We start from the raw sequence: 21948 nt of genomic DNA on the forward strand, positions 1-21948 counted from the left end.
GGCGGAAGTGATTTTATTTATCGCTGACAATCTCTGTATTTTATATTTTCTTTATCATGTCTGAATTTATTTTTATTAAGAATTTTCTTTGTTTTAATTGTTTTTTTTAAGTTTTATTTAATTTAATTTCATTAAGATTGTTCTGTGGTTATGGAAATTACGAGGAAATGGTCTGGCTATCCCTGTTGCCGCGATGTCAGGCGGAGTAACGCGCCTGCCAAAGCGCGTTAATCCACTCTTCACAAACCTCACTCCACTTCGCCAATCCGTTCCAGCGCATCCACCACCAGATCCCAGAATTTATCCTGATCCAGTTTGACCGCGACTTGGGTGTGGCAGTCCGGCGGCGGCGGCGCGCGGAAGTCCGCGACCGTCATGCCCAACGTCAGGGTGCCGGTCAGCTCGATATCCACCGGCGCTTTGCGCACCGTCATGACGCTCGGATCGATCACGTAGGCCACCGCGCAAGGATCGTGCACCGGCGGGGCGCTGAAGCCCTGCGCCTGCCGGTACATACGGCCAAAGAATGCCAGCAGCTCGCCGACGAAGGTGGCCGGCCGGGTGCCCAGGGCGGCGATGCGTTCGCAGACTGCCGACGTGGCCAAAGCCTGGTGGGTGAGATCCAGCCCGACCATGGTCAGCGGCCATTTTTCGTTAAACACGATGTGTGCCGCCTCGGGATCGATTTTGATATTGAACTCCGCCACCGCGCTCCAGTTGCCCACATGGTAGCCGCCACCCATCAGCACCACTTCCTTGACCCGTTCGGCAATGCGCGGCTCTTTACGCACCGCCATGGCGATATTGGTCAGGCCGCCGGTCGGCACCAGCGTTACGCTGCCGGGCGGGTGAGCCATCACGGTATCGATGATCAGGTCCACCGCGTGGCGCGAGTCCAGCTGCAGGTGGGGTTCCGGCAGCACCGGGCCATCGAGGCCGGAATCGCCGTGAATGTCGGGCGCCACTTCGATGTTGCGTACCAGCGGGCGCGGGCAGCCGGCGGCGAAGGGCACGCCGGTGATATTGGCGATGCGCGCCACCGCCAGCGCGTTGCGCGTCACTTTGTCCAGCGTCTGGTTACCCACCACGGTGGTGACCGCCAGCAGGTCGATCTGTGGATTGCCCCAGGCCAGCAGCAGGGCAATCGCGTCGTCATGCCCCGGGTCACAGTCCAGTATGATTTTTTTCATGGTTATTCCTGATACAGGGAGAGGTTCCCGCAGCATAGCGCAGCGCGGCGGCGTGGGATAATGCCGATGATGCTTTTGTTAACGGCATCAAAGCCTTGCCACTTTTACGATGTAATGAAACGTAAATCCTCATCGTCGGGCTTTACCCTGGAGTTTACTCCAGGGTTTACAGTGAGCTTCAGCGTCAATGCACAGAGGAGAGGTGGGATGAGCTTACTGAAAAGGTTGTTGGGGCAAGGCGGTGTTAACGGTGGTCATCAGCGCGCGGGCCACGGCGGGGGCCATCATGGTAACCGCTATAACCAGCATGGCGAGCCGGGGCCGCAGTGCCCGGAATGCCGGGCGGTGAATAAATCGGGCGCGCGTTATTGCCACCGCTGCGGTCAGCCGTTTGCCGCGGTGAGCGCCACCTGCGGCCAGTGCGCCGCACCGCTGCCGTCGGGCAGCCGCTTTTGCCCGCAGTGCGGCGGTGGTGTGCCGTGAACCGGGGCGGTTGGACGCTCGCGCTGCTGCTGGGCGCCATGGCGCTGTGGACCGTGTTGGCCTGGGGCGTAGCCGGGGTGCTGGCCTGGCTCCCGGCGTTGGCGGAGGCGGCCGGGAACGCATCGTTGCCGGTGAACGGTGCGCTGAGCCTGGTGCCGCAGACGGTGCTGGATGCCTGGCTGCCGTGGCTGAAACAGCTGGGCAGCGGGCTGGCGAGCTATTTTCCTCTGCTGCTGACCTGGGCGGGCTACGCCGTCTGGCTGCTATGGGGCCTCGGCATGCTGGCGCTGGTGCTGCTGGGCACGCTGGCGCACCGTTATTTGAGCGGCGCTCAGCGATAGCCCTGATAGACCGCCGCCACGCGTTCGAAATAGTCGGTTAGGTAGTTGATACACACCTGCACCTTCAGCGGCAGTTTGTCCTTCTCGGTATAGAGCGCGTAGATCGGCCGCGGATCCGAATGGTAGCTTTTGAACAGGATCTCGATCTCGCCGCGTTTGATCTCTTCGATCACCCACATCAGCGGGGCGTAGGCGATGCCGGCGCCGTTTTTCAGCCAACGGATCATGGTGGAGGAATCGTTGGTGACGAAGCGCCCCTGCGGGGAAATGCGCGTGGTGATGCCCTCCGGCGACATCAGTTCAAATTCGCTGTCGGGCCGCACGCTGTACTCCAGCCAGGAAAAGTTGACCATGTCGCTCGGCTTCTGCGGCGTGCCGTGCTGGCTGAGGTAGCTTTTGGCGGCGCACACCACCATCGGCATCTGCCCCAGGCGGCGGGAGAACAGACTGGAGTCCTGCAGCGCGCCGGTGCGGATCACCAGATCCAATCCGTCGGTGATCAGGTCCGGCGCAGGAATGCCGGTCACCAGGTTGACCGTCAGACCCGGGTACTCTTTCATCATCTCGGCGGTCATGTTCGCCAGCACGTTTTGCGCCATGGTGGATGAGCTGCCGATGCGCAGCGTGCCGGCAGGCGTATTGTTAAACGCATACAGCTGCTCATGCACTTCGCTGACTTCCTGCAGCATGCGTCGGCAGCCCTGATAGTAGATTTTGCCGGCCTCGGTCAGGCCGATGCTGCGCGTGCTGCGGTTCAACAGCTTGACCTGCAGCTCATTTTCCAGTTTCGAGACGGTTTGGCTGATCGATGAAACGCTCATGTCGAGTTGGCGCGCGGCCGCGGTAAACGACCCGAACTCAACCACTTTGGCGAATACCGACATCCGTTTTAATCTTTCCATTATTCACTCTGGCTTAAAAGTGATTTAGATCACAGATTGTTGATGCCTTGATAGTAAGCAGGCTAATATAACGTGGTCGGGTGAATAGACCTTACCAACGTGCGAGAGCGATCGGCGACGTAATCCTGCCGCTCCTCCGGCACCCTCGCAATCCCTGTCGTGGATGTCTGCCCCAAAGTTTAACCTTTTTTCGGGTTCGTGACCTGGACAAGCTGTCTGGTCAAGATTTGTGGCGCGCGCACGCTAAAATGTAAAGAGAATGTGAATGGCAAGGCCTGTCTTCCTCCGGCGCAGTGAACAATAAGGAAAAATTGATGAGTTTGCTTCCGGTTATGGTCATCTTCGGACTGTCGTTTCCGCCGGTGTTTTTCGAGCTGTTGGTGTCGCTGGCGCTGTTTTTTCTCTTGCGCCGCCTGCTGCAGCCGACGGGGATTTACGATTTTGTCTGGCATCCGGCGCTGTTTAATACCGCGCTGTATTGCTGCTTGTTTTATCTGATTTCATGTCTTTTTGTTTGAGGTCGCTGTGAAAAATTTTTCGATAAAAATAACCCGAATCGCGATCACTTTGATTCTTGTGCTGCTGGGTATCGCCGCGGTATTCAAAGCCTGGGTGTTCTACACCGAGTCGCCGTGGACGCGTGACGCCAAGTTCACCGCCGACGTGGTGGCGATCGCGCCGGACGTCAGCGGCCTGCTGACCGACGTACCGGTGGTGGACAACCAACTGGTGAAGAAAGGGCAGGTGCTGTTCGTGGTCGATCGGCCGCGCTATGAGCAGGCGCTGGCGGAAGCCGGTGCCGACGTCGCCTACTACCAAACGCTGGCGGCGGAAAAACGGCGTGAGGCCGGTCGCCGCGTGAAGCTGGGCGTGCAGGCGATGTCGCAGGAAGAAATCGACCAGTCGAACAATTCGCTGCAGACCGTGCAGCATCAGCTGGCGAAGGCCGTCGCGGCGCGCGAGCTGGCGCAGCTCGATCTGGAACGCACCACGGTGCGCGCCCCGGCCGATGGTTGGATCACTAACCTCAACGTCCATGCCGGTGAATACATCACCCGCGGGTCGGTGGCGGTGGCGCTGGTGAAAAAAGACTCCTTCTACATCCTGGCGTATCTGGAAGAAACCAAGCTGAACGGCCTGAATAAGGGTGATCGCGCGGAAATCACCCCGCTCGGCAGCAACCGCATCATGCACGGCACCGTCGACAGCGTGGCGGCGGCGGTGAACAACAGCAGCAGCACGGTGAACAACAAAGGGTTGGCCTCGATCGACAGCAACCTGGAGTGGGTGCGCCTGGCCCAGCGCGTGCCGGTGAAGATCCTGCTGGATGCCAAGGACCAACAGCATCCGTACCCGGCCGGCACTACCGCCACCGTGGTGATCGTCGGCAAGAACGATCGCAATGCCGACAGCGGCTCGCCTTTTGTGCGCCTGATGCACCGGCTGCGTGAGTTCGGCTAATGAATAGCCCAACCTTTATCCGGCTGAGATTTGCCTTCAAACTCAGCTTTGCGATTGTGTTTGCGCTGTTCGTCGGTTTCCATCTTAACCTGGAAACCCCGCGCTGGTCGGCGATGACCGCCGCCATCGTCGCCGCCGGCCCGGCCTTTGCCGCCGGTGGTGAGCCCTTCTCCGGCGCCATCCGCCACCGCGGCTGGCTGCGCATCATCGGCACCTTTATCGGCTGCTTCGTCGGCCTGATCATTATCATCACCACCGCCCGTGCGCCGGTGGTGATGCTGCTGCTGTGCTGCATCTGGGCCGGTTTCTGTACCTGGCTCTCTTCGCTGATCAAGGTCGAGAACTCCTACGCCTGGGGCCTGGCCGGGTATACCGCGCTGATCATCATCGTGACGGTCGCCACCAGCGAGTCTCATCTGCTGGAAGCGCCGCAGTTCGCCATCGAACGTTGCAGTGAGATCGTGCTGGGCATCGTCAGCGCCGTGTTGGCGGATCTGCTGTTCTCGCCGCGTTCGATCAAGCAGGACATCGATCGGGCGGTGGATCAGCTGCTGGTGGATCAATACCGCCTGATGCAGATGTGTATCAGCAACGCCGACAAAGAAGACATCGATCGCGCCTGGAGCAATCTGGTCAAGAGCACCACGGCCCTGGACGGCATGCGCAACAACCTGATGATGGAGTCCTCGCGCTGGCAGAAGGTCAACCGTCGGGTGAAGGCGCTGCATACCCTGTCGCTGACGCTGATCACCCAGGCCTGCGAAACCTACCTGATCTTGTTGAATCACCCGGACGCGCTGAAAGAAAGCCTGCGGGAGCAGCTGATGGTCCCGGCGGAAACCCCGCAGGAGATCCACAAGCGCATGAAGCTGTTGCGCCAGGTGCTGACCACGCATCGCTCCGAGGAAACGCTGCCTACCATCACCGGCTGGGTCGGTGCGGCGACGCGCTACCTGTTGCTGTCGAAAGGCGTGCACGCCAACTGCAGCATCAGCGCGGTGGAAGAGGGGGTGTTGAGCAACGAAACCGTGGTTAAACCGACCTCGGCGGAAGGGCATCACGCAATGATCAACGGCCTGCGCACCTTTGTGGCGACGGCCTTCGGCAGCCTGCTGTGGCTGTGGACCGGTTGGACGTCCGGCAGCGGTTTTATGGTGATCATTGCGGTAATCACTTCGCTGGCGATGCGCACCCCGGCGCCGCGCATGGTGGCGATGGATTTCGTGCTGGGCATGCTGGCGGCGATCCCGGTCGGTTCCCTGTTCTTCATGGTGATCCTGCCGGCGACGCAGCAGAGCATTTTGCTGCTGTGTCTCAGCCTCGGCCTGCTGGCGTTTTTCATCGGCATCGAGGTGCAGAAACGACGGCTCGGTTCGCTGGGGCTGCTGGCGGGGACCATCAACATTCTGGTGCTGAGCAACCCGATGGAGTTCAACGTCACCCAGTTTCTCGATGGGGCGCTCGGCCAGTTCCTCGGCAGCTGCGTCGGGCTGATGGTGTTGCTGCTGATCCGCGATAATTCGCGTGAGCGCACCGGCCGCACGTTGCTCAACCAGTTCGTCAGCAGCGCGGTGTCGGCGCTGACCACCAAGGCGGCGCGCCGTCGGCAAAACCACCTGCCTGCGCTGTATCAGCAGCTTAACCAGCTGCTGATGATGTTCCCGAACGACATCGCCAAGTATCGTCTGGCGCTGAACCTGATCATCGCCCACCAGCGCATGCAACGGGCGGAAATTCCGGTCAGCGAAGAGCTGTCGGCCTTCCACCGCCAGATCCGCAGCACCGCCGATCGGGTGGTCTCCGCCAAAAACGACGTCAAGCGCGCCTATTACTACGATCGCTTGCTGGGTGAAATGAACGAGTACCAGCAAAAATTGGTGGACAACCAGGCGCCGCTCAGCGTCACCGGGCCGGTGAAACGCCTGGCGGACATGCTGCATCGCTATCGCCACGCCTTGATCGATTGATGCGTTCCCTCCTGTTGCGCCGCGTTGTGCGGCGCCTTCCCTGACTATACTGAAAGCAGTCTTTGGTACGGCGGGCCGTCTCATAAGAGGCGGCCCGTTTTCAGAGAGACTCCGAGTGCCAGAACGGCTGGAAAGTGGCATCATTGTCATGAATGGATGAAACCTTTGCCGCCGCGAAAACGTGACGTGCCGGTCATCTTAGTTTCATCCAGGTCGACTATATACCTAACTAGCCTGGGGGAGCTGCGGCGCCTTCGGGGGCATAATTTCAGGGAATGTCATGAACAAGCGGATTCTGTTGGCGATTGTCATCGCCGTGGTCATCGCCGTCTTCAGCGCGCTGCGCGGCAACGAGCACCGTGCGATCGGCGGCAATCCGGCGGTAGTACAAGCGCAGACGGGGCAGCGGCAGAGCATCGACCGGCTCACGCAGCAGCAAACGGTGGTGAGTTACCTGCAGCAGCATCAGCGGCTGCCGGATTATTACGTCACCAAGAAGCAGGCGCGCGAGCAGGGCTGGGATCCGCGTTCAGGCAACCTCTGTGCGGTATTGCCGGGCAAGGCGATTGGCGGCGATCGATTCTCTAACCGTGAAGGGCAATTGCCGACCGCCGGCGGCCGGGTCTGGCGCGAAGCGGACATCAATTATCAGTGTGGCCGGCGCGGCGCCGATCGCCTGCTGTATTCGAGCGACGGTCTGATCTTCGTCACGCGCGACCATTACAAAAACTTCATTCGTGTGGAGTGAGTTTGATGGCAAAAGTAGAGTTTGATTTTGAACAGATCCAGGACGTGCCGGCCTTCTACCGCGATTTCGCGCACAAGTTTGCGCTGGGCGAGGGGTTTGGCGCCAACCTCGACGCGCTGTGGGACGTGGTGACCGGCGATATCGGCCTGCCGGTGGAAATCGAGTTCACCCACCTGAATGCCCGCAGCAAGCGTCGGTTCGGCGCGATCATTCTGCTGTTTGAAGAGGCGGAAGAAGAGCTGGAGGGCAGCCTGCGCTTCAATATCCGCGAAAGCAGCGGCGAACCGGCCCATCACCGGGGATGAAACGGCTTCATCCCGGGATGGCGGCGGCGCTTAGTCGGCCGCTTCGGCCAGCTCGCGCAGGTATTGGAAGATCTGGCGGTAAGCCTTAGGCGGCTTGTTGGCGGCCTTCTCTTTCTGCGCGTTGCGCACCAGTGAACGCAGCTGTTGGCGATCGGCGGCCGGATACAGATCCAGGATCGATGGAATCACGTCATCGCCTTCTTCGACCAGACGGTCGCGCAGCGCTTCCAGTTTATGGAACAGCGAAACCTGCTGGTTGTGGCGGTTTTTCAGCTTGTCGAGCGCGGTCTGAATCGGCTCGATATCGCGGGCGCGCAGCATTTTTCCGATCAGCTGCAGCTGACGGCGACGGCCCTCTTTCTTGATCTTCTGCGCCAGTTCGATGGCGGCGCGCAAATCTTCGTCCAACGGAATGCGGTCCAGCGCGTTTTTGCCCAGATCGACCATTTCGGCCCCCAGGTCTTTCAGCGCTTCGGCATCACGTTTAATTTCACTTTTACTGACCCAGATAATCTCGTCATCGTCCTCGTTTTCATTCTCCGGGACATCGTCGAGCCAGTCTTCAGGCTGTTTGTTCATGGTAGGCTCCGTTAAAAAGAGGCTAATCCTAACAGGTTGCCGGCTTTATGCGAAATTCAACGCGGTTCCTGTTAGACTCAACGACAGAGATCTCAGGATTTTTGCGCGCCGCTCCGCGTGCACAACTACGCCGCTCCGGCACTTTTCTCAACGATTTTCTGATTAATTATGGCAGATTGATGAAAGTAGTCACTCAAGTTGCAGAACAGCGCAAGGCGCTGGAACAGGCCGTTTCTCAGGCGCTGGAGCTGGCCCGCGCCGGTTCCGACGCGGCGGAAGTGGCGGTCACCAAATCGACCGGCATCAGCGTCAGCACCCGCTTCGGCGAAGTGGAAAACGTCGAGTTCAACAGCGATGGCGCGCTGGGCATCACCGTGTATCACCGCCAGCGCAAAGGCAGCGCCTCTTCCACCGATCTCAGTCCGGACGCCATCGCCCGCACCGTACAGGCGGCGCTGGACATCGCGCGCTACACCTCTGAAGATCCCTGCGCCGGCCCGGCGGAGAAAGATCTGCTGGCGTTCGAGGCGCCGGATCTCGATCTGTTCCACCCGACCGAGCTGGACGCCGAGCGCGGCATCGAGCTGGCGGCACGCGCCGAGCAGGCTTCGCTGGCGGCGGACAAGCGCATCACCAACACCGAAGGCGGCAGCTTCAACAGCCACTACGGCATCAAAGTGTTCGGCAACAGCCACGGCATGCTGCAAAGCTACTGTTCCAGCCGCCACTCGCTGTCCAGCTGCGTCATTGCTGAGCAGGACGGCGATATGGAGCGGGATTACGCTTACACCATCGGCCGTGCGATGGGCGATCTGCAAAGCCCTGAGTGGGTGGGACAGGAGTGCGCCCGCCGCACGCTGGTGCGTCTCGCGCCGCGCAAACTGTCGACCATGAAGGCGCCGGTGCTGTTCGCCTCCGAAGTGGCCACCGGGCTGTTCGGCCATCTGGTGGGCGCCATCAGCGGCAGCAGCGTCTACCGTAAATCCACTTTCCTGCTGGACTCGCTCGGCAAGCAGATTCTGCCGGAGTGGCTGACCGTCGAGGAGCATCCGCACCTGCTGAAAGGGCTGGCGTCGACGCCGTTCGACAGCGAGGGCGTGCGCACCCAGCGGCGCGATATCATCAAGGACGGCGTGTTGCAGACCTGGCTGATGACCAGCTACTCGGCGCGCAAGCTGGGTCTGCACAGCACCGGCCATGCCGGCGGCATCCATAACTGGCGCATTGCCGGGCAGGGCGCGGACTTCGCCGGCATGTTGAAACAGCTTGGCACCGGCCTGGTGGTCACCGAGCTGATGGGCCAGGGCGTCAGCGGCGTTACCGGCGATTACTCGCGCGGCGCCGCCGGTTTTTGGGTGGAAAACGGCGAGATCCAATATCCGGTCAGCGAGATCACCATCGCCGGCAACCTGAAAGACATGCTGCGCAACATCGTCAGCGTCGGCAGCGATATCGAAACCCGCAGCAATATTCAGTGCGGTTCGGTGCTGCTGCCGGAAATGAAGATCGCCGGTCAATGATCCTCTGCGCGGCCGGTGCCTGCCGGTCGCGCATTATCCCGTCTCAACCTTGCTTACAAATCTCCGGTTTCGGTTTTGTCCGGCCTTGCCTATGGTAACGGTGGGTTAATTAAAACAATAACTGGAAGGTGAGCAAACATGCAGAATACCCTGAAAGCGCTGGCGGCGTTGACGCTGCTGGCGGCCAGTTCGCTGGCGGCCGCCGCCGATCTGGGCGACGATATGGACACTCTGGCGGAAAACTATAAAACGGTGCTGAATACCGATTCCGCCGCTACCCTCAAACAGAGCCTGCAAAACATGCGCGCCGCCGCGCAGGACGCGAAACAGGGCACCCCGCCGAAGCTGGAAGACAAAGCCGCCGACAGCCCGGAGATGAAAGATTTTCGCCGCGGGTTGGATACCCTGATCGGCCAAATCGATCAGGCGCTGGCGCTGGCCAATCAGGGCAAAGTCGCCGAAGCGAAGCAGCTGGCGCAGGGCTTCAAGCAAACCCGCGACGCCAACCACAAGAAATTCCGCTAATTCGTCAACCGTCGCGCCCATCTTCCGTCAGATAGGAGGAGGGTGCCTGCCCCAGCACGCGGCGAAACATGGTTGAAAACGCCGCGCTGCTGTCATATCCCATCTCCATCGCCACCTGCGTTACGCTGCGCCCTTCGGCCAGCAGCGCCAACGCCAGCACCACGCAGGCGCGCTGGCGCCATTGCGAAAACGGCAGGCCGGTCTGCGCGCGAAAGAAACGGCTGAAGGTGCGAATGCTCATGTACAGACGAGGTGCCCACCGCTGCGCGGAGTCGTGGGCGTCGGGGTGCTGCAAAAAGGCGTGGCACAGCTCACCCAGCCGAGGATCGGCGGGCAGCGGGATGTGCAACGGCAAGGGCTGCAGCCGGGCCAGCTCATGCAGCAGCAGCGTCGCCAGCGCTCCGTCGCGCCCCTCTTGTTCATACTCCAGCGGCATATCCACCGCCGCCATCAACAGCTGACGCATCAGCGGAGTGACGCTGACCACCTGGCAGACCTGCGGCCGCTCGGCGGGCAACGCGCCGGGTTCGAGGTACAGGCTGCGGGTGGTGACGCCGACCATCCTCACCGCGTGCGGCATCTGCGGTGGCAGCCACACCGCGTGCTGCGGCGGGACGACCCAGTTGCCTTGCTGCGTGAAAACGTGCATGACGCCGGTGGCGCCGTACAGCAACTGCGCGCGCCGGTGGCTGTGCATCGGCAGCAGGTGTCCCGGCGGATAATCGGTGCCGATGGCGATCACTGTGCGCGTTACGTGGTCGATGTCATCAATGCGGACGTTGCGCATGTGTTTCCTTTGGCGGGCAGATTGGCCGAAACGCAATGATAGTTGGCCCTTCATATAAAGCAAGCCAGCAGCCGCCGCCCTACTATCGGGGCAGAAAAATAATGCTTGTTCGGGGCGCCGTTATTTTATCGGCCATAAAGCCCGTGCAAGTTTTCACACCGGGGTGGGACGAAGGTTTTCGTTCTCGCAATACAAGAAGTTAATAAGGAATAAAGCGTCATTTTATTCCAACACCTGAAGCAATAGTTCTTAGCGCAGTTCAATGACTATAAGGTGATATTTCATGTATAAGTTCGGTGTGGTTGGCGGCGGAGCCGCCGGGATCGCTTTTGCGTATAACTTTATAAAAAATAAGTCGGTTAATCATTGCAAAAGGCCGCTTTCCCTGACGGTGTTCGACAAGCAGGGCTTCAAGGGCGGAATGGCATACAGCAGCGATTTTGACAGCCATATATTAAATATGACGCCGGAAAATATGTCGGCGGATATTTTCGACGAAACGCACTTCGTTGATTGGATCGCCATGCATTTCCCGCAGTTTTGCCAGGATCGTTATCCGCCGCGCTGGCTGTATCGGGAATATCTCGACTTTATTCGCGACATGACGATTTATATGGCGGCGGACAGCAACGTCGCGCTGAATTTCGTGACCGCCGAAGTGAATGCCATCGCGCCGCTAGAAGCCGGCTACCGGCTGACCACCACCTGTGGCGGCGCCGAACAGATGAATGCGCTGGTGCTGTGTTCGGGGCACAACCCGCCGGAGTGTCTCTATCCGGTGGATGGCGTGATCGCTTATCAGGCCCACCAGGATCTGCCGCCGATCAACCCTTATTCGAGCATCGGCGTAATCGGCTGCAGCCTGACGGCGATCGATGCCATCGTTGAGCTGATGGAGCGCCTGGGGGCGACCGATATCTGCGCCCTGTCGCGCTCGGGCCTGTTCCCCAGCGTGCAGCCGGCGCTGATGCGTCCGCCGCCGGAGGCGTTTGTTGAGGCGCTACGGCGCTTTGTCGCCGGCAGCGATTTTATTGACGCGCATCAGCTGGTGCATGCGATCAATGCCGCGCTGGCGCGCCACTATCCGGGGCCGGAGCGGCTGACGGTGCTCTCGGCGCTGGGGGAAAGGCGCGATTGCTATCGCGATCTGGCAGACAGTCTCGATCGCGCGCGTTTTGCCCGGGAGCATATCTGCAGCTATCTGGCGGCGATCCACCCGGCGGTGTGCGCCGCCTGGGTCAAGATGGATGCCAACAACCGGCAGGTCTTCATGCGCTTTTACAACTCCTCCTGGATGCGCAATCGGCATGCCATGCCGCTCAAGAACGCCAGCAAGATCGTGGCGGCGCTGGAGAGCCAACGCCTGCGTGCCTGCGGCGGCCTGGTGGATATCAGTAAGGGGACGGACGGGTTTATTCTTCGTTGCCATGAGACGCGGGTGCATGCGCAGTATCTGTTCAACTGCACCACGCCTTCCTATCAACTGCCGCCCAACCGCCTGAGCCATCAGCTGCTGCAAGACGGGTTGGTGCAAGAGAACCTGTTCGGCGGTGTGAAGTGTAACCCGCACACGCTGAAAATCGCCGACCGACGCGGCCGTGAGCAGCATCTCTACTCGCTCGGCGCGCCCGCCAAGGGCGATCTGTTTTACACCTCGGCGATGGAATCCATCACGCGGGATATCAGCAAGATCGTGTTTAACAACCCTATTTTCAACGCAAAGAAGGCTGAAGTATGAAAAACGTAGCGCTCTTTGTCGGCAACGACATTTTCTCCTGGCTGGTGTGTCAGGATCTGATCGCCGCTCTGAAGGACGAGTGTACCTTTACGGTGTATTTCCCCTTGGCGAAGAGCGCCGGGCGCACGCTGGAGCCGGCAGTTCGCCGCCTGGGGCTGTATGAGCGCGAAGTGCTGAACGATTTCGTGTTCCCGTTCGTGGGCCGCAACGCCGCCGCCTGCGACGGCGCCTATCAGTCGCCGGCCCTGTTCCTGGCCGCCGCCGGGGTAAAAGCACATCGCGTTCTCGACATCAACGACACCGCGTTTATCAGCAACCTGGGGCATATGGATGGGGTGATCTCCCTGCGCTGTTATCAGAAATTCTCCGCCGACTATGTGCGCGCCTTCAGCCGACGCGGCAAGCTGCTGTGGAACCTGCATCCGGGGGATTTGCCGCGCTATCGCGGGGTGATGACGCTGTTCCGCGCGATGATGAACGGTGACAGAGACTGTGCGGTAACGCTGCATGAAATGGATGAACACTGGGACGCCGGCCCGGTGATCGCCCGTCTGCCCGCCGAGCTGCGTCACGACCTGTCGTTCCTGGAAAACATGATGCTGTTGGGCGTACAGAGCGGCGTTTTCCTGGCGCGTCAGCTGATGCGGGCGGAGCACAGCGAAGCGATAGCGGCGGAAAAGCAGGGCGATTCGCGCTATTGGGGCTTCCCGGACGCGCAGACGCTGGCGCAGGCGGAACAGGCGGGCATTGAGCTGGTGGATCATGACGCCGTGCGCGAGCAGTATCTGGGGTTGTTCGTCGGCGATCGTTTCCACCCGCTGGCGGGGCAGTTCTGCGCCGGGTTCGACGACTTCGTGCGGGCGCACGGTCATGATTGAAACCTTGATTGTACTGGGTGCCGGTTTTCTGACCGGCATCACCACCATTCTGTTCGGCTTCGGCGGCGGCTTTGTGGTGGTGCCTTTCGTCTATCACCTGATCTCTGTGTCGGGCGAGCAGCCCGGCCAGGCGATGCATATCGCGGTGGCGACCTCGACGGCGGTGATGATCCTCAACGCGAGTTACGCCACGCTGACTAACTGGCGCAGCGGCAACCTGCTGCGCGAAACCATCGTGCCGCTGATCTTTTTCATCGGCATCGGCGCGGCGCTGGGCGCTTTCGCCTCTTCGCTGCTGGCGGACGGCGTGATCCGCGGGCTGTTTGTGGTCTATATGGCAGTGACTATCGCCGACTGCCTGTTCCGCCGGGGTTTTTTGATCAAACCGGCGCGCGCCGAACTGTCCCCCGTCACGCTGTGGGGCGGGGGGCCGCTGATCGGCGGCATCGCCACCCTGCTGGGAGTGGGCGGCAGCGTGATGACCGTACCGCTGCTGCGTCGCCATGGTTACGACATGAAATATTGCGTCAGCGCTGCCAACCCGCTGTCGATCCCGGTGGCGGTGATCGGGGCGCTGATGTATATCGTGTTGGGGTGGCACGAGATGAGCGGGCCGCAGTATCTGGGCTACGTCAATCTGAACATTCTGGGGTTGTTGGTGGTCGCGGGGATTGCGGGGATCGTGTTTGCCAGGCGCTGTTTGCCTAAGGTGAGCGATGCGCTGCATGCCAAAATCTACGTACTGCTGCTGATCGCCGTGCTGATCGCTATCTGCCTCTGAGACAGAAAGGGCGGCCGGATGCCGCCCTGAGAACCGCTTAACGGTGGTATTCGCCCGCCGCTTCCGGCTGGTACAGCAATTCCAGCACTTCAATCCGCGCTTCTTCACCGTTCGGCAATTGCCAGGAGATCTGCTTGCCGACGTGCATGCCGAGCAGCGCTGCACCCAGCGGCGCCATTACCGACAGCTGATCGTGGCTGTCTTTCAGCGATGCCGGGTAAACCAGCGTACGCACGTGCTCTTCATCGGTGTGCAGATCGCGAAAACGCACGCGGCTGTTCATGGTCACCACGTTGGCCGGCATTTTCTCCGGCGGCAGGATTTCCGCGCGATCCAACTCGTCGTTCAGCGCGGCGGCGACGTCGGTGTTGGCAAAGGCCGGTTGTTCCAATAGCGCATCCAGGCGTTCCGCATCCAGCTCATTAATAGTAATGATGGGTTTGGTCATTCCACTCTCCAGTCAAATCAAAGGGTGCCAGTCTGTGCACCCATAAATTCGGAAAAACAACACAAAGCAACACCCCCGCGCCAGAGGAGCGGGGGTGTGGGTAATGTCGATTTGTCCTATTGATAGTAGGCGGTTGGGGCGAGAAAAGAAAGAGATCCCGATCACGAAGGCTTTTATCGTCAATCGTGGCAAAAGAAACGGTTAGCCCGGTTATCTATTTGTTATCTCATTGACTTTTTCACCGCCACGCCGTTTTGCGAAATGGATCCCCGCGCGTCATTCGATTTCCACTTCGAACTGGAAAAAACCGGTCTACACAGAAAATCCTACCGGGGGTAGGGTAAAGACATCACAGAAAACGGGTTATTCAGGTGATGCGCTTTACGGCTTACTGATTAATGTAGGATCTAGGGGTACTGAAAAGTGAATGATGGATCTGCTTCGATAAAAGAAATTGAACAATCCGATGTCAGCGAAGCCGGAGCGATCGCCGCTCGGGTATTGGCGGATATTACCGCGATGCTGAATGCTGAGAATATTTATACCAATGCGGTGCAGCAACAGATGCTGGAATCGCATATTCGCGCCATGGTGCTGCGTTCAATAACCGGTGAGCCGTTGCCGGAGGTGGATAAATCGTTGTTCGACGAAATCTCTGCCGAATCCATGCAAATGGCGGAGCGCGTGGTGAATCAGTTTGACACATTGCCTATCGAAGAAGCCTATTTACTGTCAGTGCACTTCGAAGTGGCGAAAGATAATAACGCATAGCGGTTAACGCATCGATTTCAATCAGGAGAAAATACCATGGGTCAAATTACCGTAGTGATCGGCGATCGTTTGGGCAAAGGGCAAAAAGTCGGCCAGGGCGTTGAAAACGCAGGCGGAAAAGCGGTGGTTATCCCCGGCGTGGCGGCAGATATGAAACTGGGCGACGTCATGAAAGCGGAAAACGCGCAGCTGGGCATCTCTTTTTGCGGCAGCGGCGGCGCCGGCGCGATTACCGCGCAAACCAAATACGGCTACAAAGCCAAATACGGCATGCGTTCGGTGGAAGAGGGCGTGACGGCAATTAACGAAGGCTGCAACGTGCTGGGTTTCGGCTTTATGGATAAGGAAGAGCTGGGCCAGAAACTGGTGGAAGCCTACGTCAAAAAACATGGCAATCCATAATGAAAGAGCAATATACCACATCGGTAAAGGTGGAGGGTAAAGGCGACAGCAAAGCGAAAGCTTTTGCTTCCGCCTTGGCTAATGTGCAGGGTGCGGTATTAAAGTCCACCAACAATATTCTGCTGCGTATCGAGCCGCAGGACGTCAGCGTAGTGAAAGCGGAAGAGAAAATAACTAAAGAGAAATTTCTTTTCTTCTTTTTGCCGCGTGAAAGAAAGCGCTATGCCGTTTCTCTGGAAATAACCGTGAACGTAACCATTATCAATACCGAGAAGGTTGTCTTCGTCACGAAATAAAAACGTTAGCATAAATGAAAGGGTATACTGATGTTTTTAATCATCTTATTTAAATCGATTATTATCGGTGGGCTGGTGGGGGTCGGCGTAGGGGCCGGCGCCGCGCGCATGTTCCACGCACCGACAACACAGGGCATGGGGGCGTTTCGCACCCTGGGCGAGCTGAATTCCTGCGAGGGCGATCCGGCTTCCCACTTCTCATTCGGTCTGGGCTTCTTCTTCAACGCCTGGGCGTCTTCCGTGGCGGCGGGCTCCTTCACGCAGGACGTCGATCACCGCATCATCCCGCACTGGGGCGCGGCGGCCCTGATGGTCAAGAACCGCAATCTGGCGCAAACGCTGCACGATCCGAAAAAAATGGCCATCGCCTGCGGCATCATCGGCATGTTGGTAGTGGCGTTCCTCAATACCACCGCTTCCGCCGTGCCTGCCGCGCTGCAAGTCACCGCGATCAAGGTGCTGGTGCCGGCGGCCAACCTGCTGGTGAACACCGTGATGCCGGTGATCTTCTGGCTGGCGGCGATCGACGCCGGGCGCCGCTCCGGCTTCTGGGGCACCATCTTCGGCGGCCTGGCGCAGCTGATCATGGGCAACGCCGTACCGGGCCTGGTGCTGGGCATTCTGATCGGCAAAGGCGTGGAAGAGAGCGGCTGGAACAAGATCACCAAGATCATGATGGCGGTGATCGTGCTGCTGTTCGTGCTGAGCGGCTTCTTCCGCGGCTTCGACATGAAAGTTCTCGAGTCCTTCAGCCTCGGCGTGCCGGGCTGGCTGGACGCCATTCACAACACCCTGAGCGGTAAATAAGGAGCGGGATGATGGAAGAGCAAACCCAAAAAGGCTTCTGGTACGCCGACTGGTCATTCCCGATTTTTGTTGGCCTGCTGTCCTCCGGCGTGTTCGCCGGGACGCACATGTACTACCTGTACGGCATCGGCGCCTTTAACGAAGTGGCGTTCGTTTCCATGCTGCGGGCGGGGATGGATACCGGCGTGTATGGCGCGGTGGCGGCGTTCGGCGCCAGCTTCCTGTTCGCGCGTATCATCGAAGGCTCGCTGGTGGGCATCCTGGACATCGGCGGCGCGATCCAGACCGGCGTCGGGCTGGGCGTACCGGCGCTGCTTTTGGGGGCCGGCATCGTGTTCCCGGTTGCCAATTTCGCCGCTTCGCTGGCCACCGGCCTGATCATCGGTCTGGCGATCGGTTACGTGATCATCCTGGCGCGCAAATTCACCATCAATCAAAGCAACTCCACCTATGGGGCGGACGTGATGATGGGGGCGGGCAACTCCTCGGGCCGCTTCCTCGGGCCGTTGATCATCCTGTCGGCAATGACCGCCTCGATCCCGATCGGCATCGGTTCGCTGCTCGGCGCGCTGCTGTTCTATATCTGGGGTAAACCGATCACCGGCGGAGCGATCCTCGGCGCGATGATCCTGGGGGCGATCTTCCCGGTAGCCATTTCTTAAGAGGCCTGCGCCAGGCGCCGCCCGATGCTGCGGCGGCGCCCGGGCTAACAGGAGCAATGCGGTATGTATGACTTAGTAATCAGAGGCGCCAAACTGGCGGACGATACGCTGATCGATCTGGCGGTGAAAGACGGCAAAATAGCCTCGGTGGGGCGGTTGGCGGCGGACGTCAGCGCCGTTCGCCAACTGGATCTGGCGGGCAACTGCCGCCTGAGTGCCGGTTGGATCGATGCGCACGTGCACTGCTATCCCGACTCGCCGATTTACCATGACGAGCCGGATCGGGTCGGCGTCGCCAGCGGCGTCACCAGCGTGGTCGATGCCGGCAGCACCGGCGCCGACGATATCGACGCTTTTTATCAACTGACGCGCAGCGCCAAAACCAACGTTTTCGCCTTCCTCAACATCTCGCGTATCGGCCTGCTGCGGCAGAACGAGCTGGCGGAGTTGACGGACATCGACAAGCGCGAGGCCGGCCAGGCCATCGCCAACCACCCCGGCTTTATCATCGGCATCAAGGCGCGCATGAGCAGCAGCGTAGTGGGCAAGAACGGCACCCGACCGCTGGTATTGGCCAAAGAGATCCAGCAGGAAAATCGCCAATTGCCGCTGATGGTGCATATCGGCAACAACCCGCCGAATCTGGACGAGATCGCCGATCTGCTGACCCGTGGCGACATCATCACCCACTGCTACAACGGTAAACCGAACCGCATTCTGACGCCGGCGGGCACGCTGCGCGAGTCTATCCAGCGCGCGCTGCGGCGCGGCGTGTTGCTCGACGTGGGGCACGGCACCGCCAGCTTCAGCTTCGAGGTGGCGCGCCAGGCGATCACGCTGGGTATTTTGCCGCACACCATCAGCTCCGATATTTACTGCCGCAACCGCATGAACGGGCCGGTGCATAGCCTGGCGACGGTGATGTCCAAATTCTTCAGCGTCGGCCTGACGCTGCCGCAGGTGATCGCCTGCGTGACGGAGAACGCCGCGTCGGCGCTGCAGCTGAGCGGAAAAGGGCGGCTGGAGCCGGGCTATGACGCCGACTTCACGCTGTTTGAACTGCGCCGGGAACCGCAGGTCTTCGCCGACGCCGAAGGGCAAACCGCCGAGGGCGAACAGCTGTTGGTGCCGCTGGCCGCCGTGGTGGCCGGGGAAATCCTATTAACCGAACAAGGGGGGGCAAGCCATGTCTTCGATTTATGAAAAATACGGTTTGAAGCAGGTGATCAACACCTCCGGCCGCATGACCATTCTCGGCGTTTCTACGCCGCGCCAGGACGTGATCGACGCCGTTGATTACGGTCTGAACCACTATTTCGAAATCAAGGATCTGGTCAATAAGACCGGCGCCTACATCGCCGATCTGCTCAACGTGGAGGACGCGGTGATCGTTTCCTGCGCCTCGGCGGGCATCGCCCAGTCGGTGGCTGCCGTGATCGTCAAAGATAACGCCAATCTGCTGGTGAACCTGCACTCGGCGCCGGTGACCGTGCCGCGCGAGATCGTGCTGCCGCGCGGCCACAACGTCAACTTCGGCGCGCCGGTGGACACCATGGTGGCGCTGGGCGGCGGCAAGGTGGTGGAGGCGGGTTACGCCAACGAATGTTCGCCGGAGCAGATTGAAGCCTGCATCACGCCGCAGACCGCGGCGATCCTGTACGTCAAATCGCACCACTGCGTGCAGAAAAGCATTTTGTCCGTCGAACAGGCGGCGGTCGTGGCGCGCAAGCATAACCTGCCGCTGATCGTCGACGCCGCGGCGGAAGAAGATCTGATGTGTTACTACCAGATGGGGGCCGATCTGGTGATCTACAGCGGCGCTAAAGCCATCGAGGGGCCGACCAGCGGTCTCGTGATCGGCAAGAAACAGTACGTCGAGTGGGTGAAGCTGCAATCCGGCGGCATTGGCCGGGCGATGAAGGTCGGCAAAGAGGGCATCCTCGGCCTGACGCAGGCGATTGAAAGCTATCTGACGCTTGAGAAAACCACCGGGCAACAGATGGTGGCGCGGATGACGCCGTTCCTCGACAGCCTCAATACCCTGACCGGCGTCAGCGCCAAGACCGTCTGGGACAGCGCCGGCCGCGATATCGCCCGCGCCGAGATTACCTTCGACGAAGCGGTGTTGGGGCGGTCGACCTATGACATCGTCCAGGCGCTGAAAACCGGCGATATTGCCATCTACTTCCGCGGCTACAAGGCCAACGAGGGCAAGATTGAGGTTGATGTGCGCAGCGTCGACGAGCGGCAACTGATGACCGTCTTTACCTGTATCAAAAACCTGTTTACGGAGAAACAAGCATGAAGCTGCAGCCTAACTACTATCGCGACCGCGTCTGCCTGAACGTGCTGGCCGGCTCCAAAGCCAACGCGCAGGACATCTACGCCGCGGCGGAAGGCCATGTGCTGGTGGGCGTGCTCTCCAAGAACTACCCGGACGTCGACAGCGCGGTGACCGACATGCTGCGCTATGCGCGCCTGATCGAAAACGCACTGTCGGTTGGCCTGGGCGCCGGCGATCCGAAACAGTCGGCGATGGTCAGCCTGATCGCTCAGCAGGTGCAGCCGCAGCACGTTAACCAGGTGTTTACCGGCGTCGGCGCCAGCCGCGCGCTGCTGGGCCAGAACGACAGCGTGGTCAACGGCCTGGTATCGCCGACCGGCCGCGTCGGCTGGGTGAAGATTTCTACCGGCCCCTTGAGCGCCGCGGCGCCTGACGGCATCGTGCCGGTGGAAACCGCCATCGCTTTGCTGAAGGACATGGGCGGCAGCTCCATCAAGTATTTCCCGATGGGCGGCCTGAAATGCAAGGACGAATACCAGTACGTCGCCAAGGCCTGCGCCGAACATGACTTTATGCTGGAGCCGACCGGCGGCATCGATCTGGAGAACTACGAGCCGATCGTCGAGATCGCGCTGGCGGCCGGCGTGAAACGGGTGATCCCGCATATCTATAGCTCGATCATCGACGCCGCCAGCGGCGACACGCGTCCGCAGGACGTGAAAACCCTGCTGGCGATGACCAAAAAGCTGGTGAGTTGAGCGCACAATGGGATGAGGTAAACGCTGGGAGGCGAAGGTTTTCCCGTGGCGCGGCATGCCGCGCCGTTACCTATACTCAGGTCTGAGGATTACTATGCGAAACTGGCAGGCTCCAACCCGACGCACCGCGTTGTTCCTGGCGCTGCTGGCCGTGACCGGCCCGGCGCTGCATGCTGAGGATGCAATGAATTCCACGTCATCTCATTTCGCCTATATCGGCACCTACAATCCCAACGGCGAAGGCGTTTACCGGGTGCAGGTCGATCCGGCCAGCGGTGCGCTGAGCCACGCCACGCTGGTCAGCAACGTGCCGAATCCGGCGCAGCTGACGTTGGGCGCTGATGGCAAGACGCTGTATGTCGCCAGCGAAGTGGCCGATTTCAACGGCGGCAAACACGGCGGCATCACCGCTTACCGGGTCAATCCGGCCGACGGCGGCCTGACGCAGCTTAACCAGGTGGATTCGCAGGGGGCGGGGCCGGTGTATCTCTCCTCGACGCCGGACGGGCGGCATTTGCTGGTGGCCAACTACGTCAGCGGCAGCGTGGCGGCTTTCCCGATCGAAGCGGACGGCAGCCTGGGCGCCGCCAGCTCGGTGCAGCAACAGCAGGGCCCGGCGGGCGCGGCCAAACCGGCGGCGGCGGTGAACGGCAGCTTCGCCATCAGCGATCACAATGGCCCGCATGCCCATATGATCGCCAGCGATCCGAGCGGCAAGTTCGTGTTCTCCACCGATCTGGGGTTGGATCGCATCTACCAATGGCGCTTTGACGCGGCGAGCGGCCGGCTGACGCCGAACGATCCGCCGTGGATCGCCGCCTCTTCCGCCGGCGCGGGTCCGCGTCACTTTGTGTTCCATCCGGACGGCGAAACCGTGCTGCTGGTGAACGAAGAGGCCTCGACGTTGACCAGCTACCGTTTTGATCGCCAAAAAGGTACTCTGAAACAACTGCATGCGGTTTCCGCGCTGCCCGCCGACTATCAGGGCACCAGCTTCGCTTCGGGGCTGGCGCTCAGCAAGAACGGCGACACGCTGTACGTCGCCAACCGGCTGCATAACAGCATTGCCCAGTTCAGCGTGGGCGCCGGCGGTGAGTTGAAACCGGTGGCGGAAACCTGGACGCGTGGCGATTATCCGCGTTCGCTGGCGCTGAGCCCGGATGGCCGCTATCTGTATGCGTTGAACCAGCGCAGCGATAACGTCACCCGCTTCAGCGTAAACCCGACGGATGGCAAACTCAGCTTTGTGGGCGGCTATCTGCCGATCGGCAGCCCCTCGCAAATGGCGTTCCTGCCGCCGCCGAAGTAACCCGTG

Annotated in this window: 26 protein-coding genes; 21 read left to right on the forward strand and 5 right to left on the reverse strand. The window is 60.2% G+C overall.

All coding sequences use genetic code 11. The annotated features are described in order from the left end of the window. Positions 1–248: 248 nt before the first annotated feature. Positions 249–1190 (reverse strand): uridine-preferring nucleoside hydrolase UriH, encoded by a 942-nt coding sequence (gene uriH, locus FHU12_RS24790; protein WP_141972354.1) that lies wholly within the window; start codon positions 1188–1190, stop codon positions 249–251. A 207-nt stretch (positions 1191–1397) separates the two neighbouring features. Between uriH and FHU12_RS24795 the strand changes: the two genes are divergently transcribed. Beyond that, on the forward strand, positions 1398–1673 hold the full coding sequence (locus tag FHU12_RS24795; RefSeq protein WP_060434671.1) for a zinc ribbon domain-containing protein: 276 nt from the start codon (positions 1398–1400) through the stop codon (positions 1671–1673). After that, complete coding sequence (locus tag FHU12_RS24800; protein WP_141972368.1) at positions 1670–2014, forward strand: hypothetical protein; 345 nt, start codon at positions 1670–1672, stop codon at positions 2012–2014. The genes FHU12_RS24795 and FHU12_RS24800 overlap by 4 nt, the downstream gene beginning before the upstream one ends. On the opposite strand, the gene aaeR is transcribed toward FHU12_RS24800, so the two are convergent. Next, entirely contained in the window at positions 2005–2916 is a 912-nt protein-coding gene (gene aaeR / locus FHU12_RS24805; RefSeq protein WP_004936950.1) for an HTH-type transcriptional activator AaeR, read from the reverse strand. The two genes, FHU12_RS24800 and aaeR, sit on opposite strands and share 10 nt — an antisense overlap. 314 nt (positions 2917–3230) lie before the next feature. On the opposite strand from aaeR, the gene aaeX reads away from it, so the two are divergent. From aaeX to FHU12_RS24830, 5 genes are all read left to right on the forward strand, one after another. Then, positions 3231–3434, forward strand: coding sequence for a p-hydroxybenzoic acid efflux pump operon protein AaeX (gene aaeX, locus FHU12_RS24810; protein WP_004936952.1), 204 nt, complete (start codon positions 3231–3233; stop codon positions 3432–3434). 7 nt (positions 3435–3441) lie between these two features. After that, entirely contained in the window at positions 3442–4377 is a 936-nt protein-coding gene (gene aaeA / locus FHU12_RS24815) for a p-hydroxybenzoic acid efflux pump subunit AaeA (RefSeq protein ID WP_141972370.1), read from the forward strand. Next, positions 4377–6344 (forward strand): p-hydroxybenzoic acid efflux pump subunit AaeB, encoded by a 1968-nt coding sequence (gene aaeB, locus FHU12_RS24820; protein WP_141972372.1) that lies wholly within the window; start codon positions 4377–4379, stop codon positions 6342–6344. The genes aaeA and aaeB overlap by 1 nt, the downstream gene beginning before the upstream one ends. Positions 6345–6624: 280 nt before the next feature. Further along, a complete protein-coding gene (locus tag FHU12_RS24825) occupies positions 6625–7092 on the forward strand; it encodes a ribonuclease (protein WP_141972374.1) in 468 nt (155 codons plus the stop codon). 5 nt (positions 7093–7097) lie between these two features. Continuing rightward, a complete protein-coding gene (locus tag FHU12_RS24830) occupies positions 7098–7397 on the forward strand; it encodes a barstar family protein (RefSeq protein WP_141972376.1) in 300 nt (99 codons plus the stop codon). A 30-nt stretch (positions 7398–7427) separates the two neighbouring features. Here FHU12_RS24830 and yjgA read toward each other — a convergent pair whose 3' ends face one another. Continuing rightward, positions 7428–7976 (reverse strand): ribosome biogenesis factor YjgA, encoded by a 549-nt coding sequence (yjgA, locus tag FHU12_RS24835; RefSeq protein ID WP_004936968.1) that lies wholly within the window; start codon positions 7974–7976, stop codon positions 7428–7430. A 179-nt stretch (positions 7977–8155) separates the two neighbouring features. On the opposite strand from yjgA, the gene pmbA reads away from it, so the two are divergent. Both pmbA and cybC read left to right on the forward strand, forming a co-directional pair. Continuing rightward, positions 8156–9496, forward strand: a complete 1341-nt coding sequence (gene pmbA / locus FHU12_RS24840; protein WP_141972378.1) for a metalloprotease PmbA — start codon at positions 8156–8158, stop codon at positions 9494–9496. A gap of 138 nt (positions 9497–9634) precedes the next feature. Continuing rightward, entirely contained in the window at positions 9635–10021 is a 387-nt protein-coding gene (gene cybC / locus FHU12_RS24845) for a cytochrome b562 (RefSeq protein ID WP_141972380.1), read from the forward strand. A 4-nt stretch (positions 10022–10025) separates the two neighbouring features. Here cybC and FHU12_RS24850 read toward each other — a convergent pair whose 3' ends face one another. Then, positions 10026–10808, reverse strand: a complete 783-nt coding sequence (locus tag FHU12_RS24850; protein WP_141972382.1) for an AraC family transcriptional regulator — start codon at positions 10806–10808, stop codon at positions 10026–10028. 283 nt (positions 10809–11091) lie between these two features. Between FHU12_RS24850 and FHU12_RS24855 the strand changes: the two genes are divergently transcribed. Genes FHU12_RS24855 through FHU12_RS24865 form a run of 3 tightly spaced genes read left to right on the forward strand, consistent with a single transcriptional unit; the run spans position 11092 to position 14205 of the window. Continuing rightward, on the forward strand, positions 11092–12546 hold the full coding sequence (locus FHU12_RS24855; protein ID WP_141972384.1) for an FAD/NAD(P)-binding protein: 1455 nt from the start codon (positions 11092–11094) through the stop codon (positions 12544–12546). Next, positions 12543–13424 carry a formyltransferase family protein gene (locus tag FHU12_RS24860; RefSeq protein ID WP_141972386.1) on the forward strand — a complete coding sequence of 294 codons (882 nt, stop codon included), beginning with the start codon at positions 12543–12545 and terminating at the stop codon, positions 13422–13424. The genes FHU12_RS24855 and FHU12_RS24860 overlap by 4 nt, the downstream gene beginning before the upstream one ends. Next, positions 13417–14205: a sulfite exporter TauE/SafE family protein gene (locus tag FHU12_RS24865; protein ID WP_043141945.1), complete on the forward strand. Its 789-nt coding sequence runs from the start codon at positions 13417–13419 to the stop codon at positions 14203–14205. Before FHU12_RS24860 ends, FHU12_RS24865 begins: the two co-directional genes overlap by 8 nt. Before the next feature lie 37 nt (positions 14206–14242). Here the strand turns inward: FHU12_RS24865 and rnk are convergent, their stop codons facing one another. Further along, entirely contained in the window at positions 14243–14653 is a 411-nt protein-coding gene (gene rnk, locus FHU12_RS24870; protein ID WP_004936993.1) for a nucleoside diphosphate kinase regulator, read from the reverse strand. A gap of 444 nt (positions 14654–15097) precedes the next feature. On the opposite strand from rnk, the gene FHU12_RS24875 reads away from it, so the two are divergent. The 9 genes from FHU12_RS24875 to FHU12_RS24915 all read left to right on the forward strand — a co-directional run bounded on the left by FHU12_RS24875 (position 15098) and on the right by FHU12_RS24915 (position 21942). Continuing rightward, positions 15098–15424, forward strand: a complete 327-nt coding sequence (locus tag FHU12_RS24875; RefSeq protein WP_373275471.1) for a glycine dehydrogenase — start codon at positions 15098–15100, stop codon at positions 15422–15424. 36 nt (positions 15425–15460) lie between these two features. Continuing rightward, the gene (locus FHU12_RS24880) at positions 15461–15826 is read left to right on the forward strand and encodes a glycine-rich SFCGS family protein (protein WP_004937000.1); all 366 of its coding nucleotides are present in this window, start codon (positions 15461–15463) and stop codon (positions 15824–15826) included. After that, a complete protein-coding gene (locus FHU12_RS24885) occupies positions 15826–16122 on the forward strand; it encodes a DUF4312 family protein (protein WP_047729783.1) in 297 nt (98 codons plus the stop codon). Before FHU12_RS24880 ends, FHU12_RS24885 begins: the two co-directional genes overlap by 1 nt. 30 nt (positions 16123–16152) lie before the next feature. Continuing rightward, the gene (locus FHU12_RS24890; RefSeq protein WP_004937006.1) at positions 16153–16929 is read left to right on the forward strand and encodes a DUF4311 domain-containing protein; all 777 of its coding nucleotides are present in this window, start codon (positions 16153–16155) and stop codon (positions 16927–16929) included. Between the two features lie 11 nt (positions 16930–16940). Further along, positions 16941–17591 (forward strand): EF_0833/AHA_3914 family membrane protein, encoded by a 651-nt coding sequence (locus tag FHU12_RS24895; RefSeq protein ID WP_004937013.1) that lies wholly within the window; start codon positions 16941–16943, stop codon positions 17589–17591. Between the two features lie 63 nt (positions 17592–17654). After that, positions 17655–18794 carry an EF_0837/AHA_3915 family putative deacetylase gene (locus FHU12_RS24900; RefSeq protein ID WP_141972388.1) on the forward strand — a complete coding sequence of 380 codons (1140 nt, stop codon included), beginning with the start codon at positions 17655–17657 and terminating at the stop codon, positions 18792–18794. Beyond that, positions 18778–19896: a DgaE family pyridoxal phosphate-dependent ammonia lyase gene (locus tag FHU12_RS24905; protein WP_141972390.1), complete on the forward strand. Its 1119-nt coding sequence runs from the start codon at positions 18778–18780 to the stop codon at positions 19894–19896. Before FHU12_RS24900 ends, FHU12_RS24905 begins: the two co-directional genes overlap by 17 nt. Then, a complete protein-coding gene (gene dagF / locus FHU12_RS24910) occupies positions 19893–20633 on the forward strand; it encodes a 2-dehydro-3-deoxy-phosphogluconate aldolase (RefSeq protein WP_141972392.1) in 741 nt (246 codons plus the stop codon). Before FHU12_RS24905 ends, dagF begins: the two co-directional genes overlap by 4 nt. Positions 20634–20727: 94 nt before the next feature. Beyond that, positions 20728–21942 carry a lactonase family protein gene (locus FHU12_RS24915; protein WP_141972394.1) on the forward strand — a complete coding sequence of 405 codons (1215 nt, stop codon included), beginning with the start codon at positions 20728–20730 and terminating at the stop codon, positions 21940–21942. The last annotated feature ends 6 nt before the right edge of the window (positions 21943–21948 follow it).

The organism is Serratia marcescens (assembly GCF_006715005.1).
GTDB lineage: Bacteria > Pseudomonadota > Gammaproteobacteria > Enterobacterales > Enterobacteriaceae > Serratia > Serratia montpellierensis.